Origin of the sequence: Nocardia africana NBRC 100379 (assembly GCF_001612635.1) — a bacterium.
Classification (GTDB): Bacteria; Actinomycetota; Actinomycetes; order Mycobacteriales; family Mycobacteriaceae; genus Nocardia; species Nocardia africana.
This window is the reverse complement of sequence record NZ_BDAV01000057.1, coordinates 1-3041: the sequence shown is the minus strand read 5'-3', so window position 1 is coordinate 3041 and position 3041 is coordinate 1. Positions and strand designations below refer to the sequence as shown.

The window sequence follows — 3041 nt, the reverse complement described above, 5'->3', positions numbered from 1 at the left end:
CAAGTCACCGGTGGCGATCCGAATGATTTGTGGAGCCTGACCCGCCCCGATGGCGCCGCGTTCACGCTTCCGTTAGAACACGGCCGTGGTGTCGATCGCGAGTCGCTGAACAACCTGCATCCGGGACGAATCGCCCGCCAAATCCTCGGCGGCATCCTTGCCGTGCAAGATACCCGCCGCCTGCTCGCTGACCATCCGCAACTGCAAGCCGCCTACTTCAACGACGAACCTACCTCCATCGCGCCGTTCACCCTGCACGTCGCCCTCGCCAATGTCGGCACGGCCTACATGAATACCAGCGCCTCGACAATCACGATCGACCTGGTCACCGGCGCCTCGACCGCCGACGAGTGCTGGATCCTGGCGCTCTCACCGTTCCTGATGATTCTGGTCAACGGTGACGAGTCGCCGGTCACCGCGACTCGCATCGATCACTGGTTCCAGCGATCCACCAAGGTAACCTTCGGCCGACGCCAAGACCGGACCGTGAACTATCCCATCGCCCGCCGCGACGAACTGCTCGTGAACACCCTTTACGACGGCCTGGACCGCCTGCCGCCGAACCCACCGGACCAGTAGGCACGAAACTCCCAGTGCTGCGATCTGAAACCGGCCACCCGTCGCCGGCTCCGCCACGGTCGGCAGCCGCCTGCGCCACCCGCGAATCCATCTGTCGCCATGGATGTTCCATTCAGACGGACCTTGTGTCTCGCAATCCACTCAACGACGGATGCCGCAGTCTGCCCGCGTGAGTCCAATGTATCGACATGGGTACTTCTTTCTTTGTCGGTACCCGGCGCCTTGTGCGAGACTGCTGGCACGTGCGCGGTCTCCGAGGATCGGGCCGCCGGATGGGGGTCTTATGAACGAGCGGCTGGATCAGTACTTCGCCCAGTTCGAATACAATTGGTGCAGGAACTGTGGAGAGAAGCGCGAAGCTCTCGAGCTCGTCCCGTTCCGGTGCCCAGTCTGCAACGAGGTGCTCGTTGAGGAACCACTTCCGCCCGGCATGTGATGAGCAGCATCTGATCCTCTGATCCTGTCGGTGCCCGGCGCGAGGCTGGTAGGTCGAGTTTCTGGTGAGCTTGTATTCCTCGACCTCGACCGCCAGCGAGGTGACGCCGGGCGGCATCCGCCAGGCCAACCATCACCAGGAGGTTCCTCGAATCGAATGCAAGTTCGATCAAAACGTGCTGGGGTTCAACAAGATCGGCCGCATGTGTCGGTGCCGCCGACTACGTAGTGGACTCCCGACCCGGATACCGCGGTGCAGCCATCGATGCCGACCGGAATGCGGTACTCCTATGAGGATCACTACAACGCCTGGCGGCCCAGCTACACCTCGACCGGCTACCGGCCGCCGGCGGGCCCGCGCCCGCCGGGACAACATCCGCCGTTTCCCCGCGGGCTGCTCGATCCCTATGCTACGTCGGTGACCGAGGTGCCCGCCCCGTCTGCGGTTGGTCCAGCGCAGGCGGAGGTTCCGTCGATGACCCCCGGAACCGCTCGGCCGTGTTACCCGCTGCAACCGGACTGCTGAAGCCGGCGAAACCGCTACCAACGTTGCCGGGCAACGACTTTCGTGACACGATGCTGACATCATTCGCTGGGATGATCCTATGCCTTAGTCCTCCAGGCCATTTCCGCGCCGGCCAGCGACAATGCGGCCGGAATCGGTGAGGTGCGGTCTCGGCTGGCGAAACATGTCGGTGGGGTGTGGCATGCTCTGCGCCGATCGACACCTCCGAGTTCTGGTCGATCGTCTGCGTCACCTTAACCGGCTCTGTTTTGGTAGGGCCGGTGCCCGAAATCATTTCAGTCATGGAGGGTTTGGCGTGATCAGTTCGATTGCTTTCACTATCGTCGTTGTCATCGTCGCTGTGCTGGCAGCGGGTGCCGGGTACATGGTCTCGCGTGGCGGCCGACGGTGCCGAGGAACGTGCCCGCCACGAACATCAGCAGGCTGAACGGGCGCGTAGCGAACGCGACACCGCGGTGGCGCAGGTCCAGGCGTTGCAGCAGCAGCTCCAGGAAGCCGCTACCGTGCGGGGTGGCCTGCAAGCTCAGCTGGATGGGGAGCGGCAGAAGTACGCCGATCAGCTTGACCTACTGCGCGGCGCTCAGGAGGAGATGCAAGACACCGTCCGGCAGATGGCCGGGGAGGTATTGGCGCAGTCCGGTTCTCAGCTGATTCAGCGGTTCACCGAGCTGACCGATCATCGTGCGAAGGCTACGGCCGGGGAGATGGATCAGCGCAAGAGCGCGATCGAAGCCATGGTCACTCCGCTGCGTCAGGAGCTGGACAAGCTCTATACCAAGGTGCAGACATTCCACGAAAGCGGTGTCGGCGCGTTTTCGGCGGTCGCCGAGCAGGTGAAGATGGCCAATAACACCAGCGAACGGCTCCGAAAGGAGACCGAGCAACTGGTCACCGCGCTGCGCAAGCCGGGAGTTCGCGGGCAGTGGGGCGAGCTTCAACTGCGCACTCTCGTGGAGGCGGCCGGCATGGTCGAGCATGTCGACTTCGAGCAGCAAGTGCATGTCGTCACCGACGGCGAAGGCAAGAATGTGCGGCCGGACATGGTTATCAACCTCGGGGGCGGCAAGACGATCGTGGTCGATGCGAAAGCACCGTTCGGGGCATTCCTGGACGCGCAGGATGCCGACGATGAGGCTGCCCGCCAGGAGCGTGTCGCCGCGCATGCGCGCAACGTCCGCAGGCACGTCGAACAGCTTGCGGGCAAACAGTATTGGGCGCAGTTTGCGCGCACGCCGGAATTCGTGGTGATGTTCCTGCCCGCCGATGCCTTCCTGCACGCGGCTCTGGACCATGACCCCGGGCTGTGGGATCACGCGATCCGCAGCAAGATCATCATCGCTACCCCGACGAATCTGCTGATGTCACTGCGCACGGTCGCCTACATGTGGCAGAAGCACACACAGTCGGTAAACGCCGAGGAGATAGCGAAACTCGGACGTGAGCTGTATGGGCGAATCGCCACGATGGCCGATCACCTCAATGCTATGGGCGCCAGCCTGGG

2 protein-coding genes are annotated in these 3041 nt (G+C 63.3%); both read left to right on the top strand.

The window, feature by feature from the left end; translation table 11 throughout:
* On the top strand, window positions 1-579 hold a 579-nt coding region (locus NA3_RS37945; RefSeq protein ID WP_167355098.1), incomplete at its 5' end, for a hypothetical protein.
* A gap of 1335 nt (window positions 580-1914) precedes the next feature.
* The coding region (locus NA3_RS35070) for a DNA recombination protein RmuC (protein WP_062969205.1) at window positions 1915-3041 on the top strand (1127 nt) is incomplete at its 3' end.